Genomic DNA, 4952 nt, shown 5'->3' on the forward strand with positions numbered 1-4952 from the left:
GGGGGCGGCGGGGCGTGGGGCCCCGTCCGCCGGGGGTGGGCCCCGGCGGACGGGGTGGGGTCAGCCGCCGTAGGCGCCGGAGGCGGTGAGGCGGAGGGCGGTGTCGATCAGCGGAACGTGGCTGAAGGCCTGCGGGAAGTTGCCGACCTGCCGCTGGTGCTTGGAGTCCCACTCCTCCGCCAGCAGCCCCAGGTCGTTGCGGAGCGACAGCAGCTTCTCGAACAGCCGCCGCGCCTCGTCGACCCGGCCGATCATCGCGAGGTCGTCGGCCATCCAGAAGGAACAGGCGAGGAACGCCCCCTCGTCACCCGCCAGCCCGTCGACGTTGTCGTCGCCCGCATGGGTCGGGTAGCGCAGGATGAACCCGTCCGGGGTGGACAGCTCCCGCTGGATCGCCTCGATGGTGCCGATCACCCGCTTGTCGTCCGGCGGCAGGAAGCCCACCTGCGGGATCAGCAGCAGCGACGCGTCCAGCTCCTGGGAGCCGTACGACTGGGTGAAGGTGTTGCGCTCCGGGTCGTAGCCCTTCTCGCAGACATCGCGGTGGATGTCCTCCCGCAGCTCCCGCCACCGCTCCAGCGGCCCCTCCGCGTCCCCGGACTCCACCAGCTTGATGGTGCGGTCCACCGCGACCCAGGCCATCACCTTGGAGTGCACGAAGTGGCGCCGCGGCCCGCGCACCTCCCAGATGCCCTCGTCCGGCTGGTTCCAGTGGTCCTCCAGGTAGCGGATCAGCTTCAGCTGGAGCTGCGAGGCGTAGTCGTTGCGGGACAGGCCCGTCATGTGGGCCAGGTGCAGCGCCTCGATGGTCTCGCCGTAGACGTCCAGCTGGAGCTGGTGCGCCGCGCCGTTGCCGACCCGGACCGGGGCGGAGTTCTCGTACCCCGGCAGCCAGTCCAGCTCCGCCTCGCCGAGCTCGCGCTCGCCGGCGATGCCGTACATGATCTGCAGGTTCTCCGGGTCGCCCGCCACCGCGCGCAGCAGCCACTCGCGCCAGGCACGGGCCTCCTCGCGGTAGCCGGTGCGCAGCAGCGACGACAGGGTGATCGCCGCGTCCCGCAGCCAGGTGTACCGGTAGTCCCAGTTGCGGACGCCGCCGATCTCCTCGGGCAGCGAGGTGGTCGGCGCGGCGACGATACCGCCGGTCGGCGCGTAGGTGAGCGCCTTCAGCGTGATCAGCGAGCGGATCACGGCCTCCCGGTAGGGGCCGTGGTACGTACACAGGGCGACCCACTCGCTCCAGAAGTCGCCGGTCGCCGCCAGCGCCTGCTCCGGCTCCGGCAGCGACGGCGGCTCCTTGTGCGAGGGCTGCCAGGAGAGCGTGAAGGCGATCCGGTCACCCGCGGAGACGGTGAAGTCGGTGTAGGTGGTCAGATCCTTGCCGTAGGTGGTCAGCTCCTCCTCGCGGCCCAGCACGGCGGTGTCGTACCAGACCGAGTCCGGCCCGGCGATGCCGACCAGCCGGCCGTCGCGGCGGTGCACCCAGGGCACGATCCGGCCGTAGGAGAACCGCATCCGCAGCGCGGAGCGCATCGGGACCTCGCCCGAGACGCCCTCCACGATCCGGATCACCTGCGGGGCGCCGTCACGCGGCGGCATGAAATCGGTCACCCGGACGGTGCCGTCCGGGGTGTCCCACTCCGACTCCAGGACGAGCGAGTCGCCCCGGTATCGGCGGCGGGTGGCGTCGGGCGCTCCGGCCTCCGGCGCGTGGGCGGGCCCGACGCGCCAGAACCCGTGATCCTCGGTGCCCAGCAGGCCGGCGAAGATGGCCTGAGAGTCGAAGCGGGGCAGGCACAGCCAGTCCACCGTGCCGTCCCGGCAGACCAGGGCGGCGGTCTGCATGTCTCCGATGAGTGCGTAGTCCTCGATACGCCCGGCCACGTGCAACTCCAGTCGAACGGCCACATCGTCCCGGCAGGGACGGTCGCTCTCTTGCGGTCAAGTCAAAGGGGAGTGAAGCGGAAAAAGACAGTTGTTCGCTTGAGTATGAGCTGACGCTCCCGTATGTCCGGTGTATCCGGGACACGGCCTGTGACACCGGCTTGGGTGGAGCCGTCCTGCCCGGCCGGGCTGTCAGCGAGTGTCCGAGCAGGATACGACGCGGGATGATGATGCGCGCGATGCTCGGGACAACAAGAGTGGTCCGAACGGGTGGGCGGCCGGTGACGGCGGGAAGTCGCAGGTCACAGCGGTGGCCCCGGTGCGCGGACGCCTTCGGTCCCGCGCGCTGATACCCTGGTAGCCCGTGGCCGGTGGGAGAAAAACCCCGGCACCGCAGCGACGGCCCCCCGGCCGAACCGGGTCGGCAAGCCGCTCCGCATCCCCAAGACACCGCCACCACGGGAGCCCCCCTTTGGCCATGCCCGCTGCTTTCCGAAACAGCAACGCCACGACGACCAAGCACATCTTCGTCACCGGGGGTGTCGCCTCCTCGCTCGGGAAGGGCCTGACGGCGTCCAGCCTCGGCATGCTGCTCAAGGCCCGTGGCCTGCGTGTCGTCATGCAGAAGCTCGACCCCTACCTGAACGTCGACCCCGGCACGATGAACCCCTTCCAGCACGGTGAGGTGTTCGTCACCAACGACGGCGCCGAGACCGACCTGGACATCGGCCACTACGAGCGCTTCCTCGACCGCGACCTCGACGGATCGGCCAACGTCACCACCGGCCAGGTCTACTCCACGGTGATCGCCAAGGAGCGCCGCGGCGAGTACCTGGGCGACACCGTCCAGGTCATCCCGCACATCACCAACGAGATCAAGCACCGCATCCGCCGCATGGCGACGGACGAGGTCGACGTGGTGATCACCGAGGTCGGCGGCACCGTCGGCGACATCGAGTCGCTGCCCTTCCTGGAGACGGTCCGCCAGGTCCGCCACGAGGTCGGCCGCGACAACGTCTTCGTCGTGCACATCTCGCTGCTGCCCTACATCGGCCCCTCGGGCGAGCTGAAGACCAAGCCCACCCAGCACTCGGTGGCCGCCCTGCGCAACATCGGCCTCCAGCCGGACGCCATCGTGCTGCGCTGCGACCGCGAGGTCCCCACCGCCATCAAGCGCAAGATCTCGCTGATGTGCGACGTGGACGAGGACGCCGTGGTGGCCTGCCCGGACGCCCGGTCGATCTACGACATCCCCAAGACCATCCACGGCGAGGGCCTGGACGCCTACGCGGTGCGCAAGCTGGACCTGCCGTTCCGCGACGTCGACTGGACCACCTGGGACGACCTGCTGGACCGCGTCCACAACCCGGACCACGAGATCACCCTCGCGCTGGTCGGCAAGTACATCGACCTGCCCGACGCCTACCTGTCGGTGACCGAGGCGCTGCGCGCCGGCGGCTTCGCCAACAAGGCCCGCGTCAAGATCAAGTGGGTCACCTCCGACGACTGCCGCACCCCGGCCGGCGCCGCCCAGCAGCTCGCCGACGTCGACGGCATCTGCATCCCCGGCGGCTTCGGCGACCGCGGTGTCTCCGGCAAGGTCGGCGCCATCCAGTACGCCCGGGAGAACGGCGTCCCGCTGCTCGGTCTCTGCCTGGGCCTGCAGTGCATCGTGATCGAGGCCGCCCGCAACCTGGCCGGCATCCCCGACGCCAACTCCACCGAGTTCGACCCGGCGACCGCCCACCCGGTGATCTCCACCATGGCCGAGCAGATGGACATCGTCTCCGGCGAGGGCGACATGGGCGGCACGATGCGCCTGGGCATGTACCCCGCCAAGCTGGCCGAGGGCTCCGTGGTCCGTGAGGTGTACGACGGCAAGGAGTACGTCGAGGAGCGCCACCGTCACCGCTACGAGGTGAACAACGCCTACCGCGCGGAGCTGGAGAAGAAGGCCGGCATCCTGTTCTCCGGCACCTCCCCCGACGGCAAGCTCGTCGAGTACGTGGAGTACCCGCGGGAGGTCCACCCCTACCTGGTGGCCACCCAGGCCCACCCGGAGCTGCGCTCCCGTCCGACCCGCCCGCACCCGCTCTTCGCCGGTCTGGTGAAGGCCGCGGTCGAGCGCCGGCAGAAGGCCGGTGCCGCCGCCGCCGAGTGACCGGCGGCACGGTGATCGGGTGACGATACGGTTGCCGGGGTACGCGCGTTTCGAGGCGCGTGCCCCGGCTTCGCCGTTTTCGCGTGTGCCGGTGTGCCGGTGTGCTGAGTTATGGAGAGGACTGCTGCCCGATGACCGACCCGGTGATCAAGGACGCCCCGGAGGAGTGGGAGATCCGCTCGTCGAGCACCCCGTTCACGGGCAACAAGACCTCCGTGCGGACCGACGAGGTGGTGATGCCCGACGGCAGCGTCGCGGGCCGCGACTACCAGGTCCACCCCGGTTCGGTGGCCGTCCTGGCGCTGGACGACGAGGACCGGGCCGTGGTGCTGCGCCAGTACCGGCACCCGGTGCGCCAGAAGCTGTGGGAGATCCCGGCCGGCCTGCTGGACGTGCCCGGCGAGAACCCGCTGCACGCCGCCCAGCGCGAGCTGTACGAGGAGGCCCACGCCAAGGCCGAGGACTGGCGGGTGCTGGCCGACGTCTACACCACGCCCGGCGGCTGCGACGAAGCGGTGCGGATCTTCCTGGCCCGCGGGCTCTCCGCCGCCGAGGGCGACCGGTTCGAGGTCGAGCACGAGGAGTCCGACATGGAACTGGCACGGGTCCCCGTCGCGGACCTGGTGCGCGGTGTCCTGGCGGGCGAGCTGCACAACAACTGCCTGGTCGTCGGCGTGCTGTCACTGGTCGCCGCCCGCGCCGGGGAGGGACTGGACGCGCTGCGGCCCGCCGAGGCACCGTGGCCCGCCCGGCCGTTCGAGGCGTAGCCCCCTCGGGCCCACGCGGCCCGCGTCCGGTCGGGGGACCGGCCGAGTGTGGTCCCCGGTGGTGCCGTCGCCCCGTGAACTACGCTCGTGCAAGGCCCCGCTGACGGGGTGGTGCGTGCGTGCAGGACGGGAGTGTGGCC

At 70.9% G+C, this 4952-nt stretch carries 3 protein-coding genes; 2 read left to right on the forward strand and 1 reads right to left on the reverse strand.

Annotation, left to right across the window (positions count from 1 at the left end; genetic code table 11):
* Positions 1-60: 60 nt before the first annotated feature.
* Positions 61-1908, reverse strand: a complete 1848-nt coding sequence (locus HW445_RS18270) for a glycoside hydrolase family 15 protein (protein WP_308799418.1) — start codon at positions 1906-1908, stop codon at positions 61-63.
* Between the two features lie 454 nt (positions 1909-2362).
* On the opposite strand from HW445_RS18270, the gene HW445_RS18275 reads away from it, so the two are divergent.
* The gene (locus HW445_RS18275) at positions 2363-4045 is read left to right on the forward strand and encodes a CTP synthase (RefSeq protein ID WP_180222068.1); all 1683 of its coding nucleotides are present in this window, start codon (positions 2363-2365) and stop codon (positions 4043-4045) included.
* A 131-nt stretch (positions 4046-4176) separates the two neighbouring features.
* The gene (locus HW445_RS18280) at positions 4177-4812 is read left to right on the forward strand and encodes an NUDIX hydrolase (protein WP_180222069.1); all 636 of its coding nucleotides are present in this window, start codon (positions 4177-4179) and stop codon (positions 4810-4812) included.
* Positions 4813-4952 lie beyond the last annotated feature (140 nt).

It is taken from the genome of Streptomyces sp. UH6 (assembly GCF_013421635.1).
Lineage (GTDB): Bacteria > Actinomycetota > Actinomycetes > Streptomycetales > Streptomycetaceae > Streptomyces > Streptomyces abyssomicinicus.

Coding starts and splice junctions, on each gene's coding strand:
- HW445_RS18275 (WP_180222068.1), top strand. CDS start 2,363: ATGCCCGCTGCTTTCCGAAACAGCAACGCCACGACGACCAAGCACATC.
- HW445_RS18280 (WP_180222069.1), top strand. CDS start 4,177: ATGACCGACCCGGTGATCAAGGACGCCCCGGAGGAGTGGGAGATCCGC.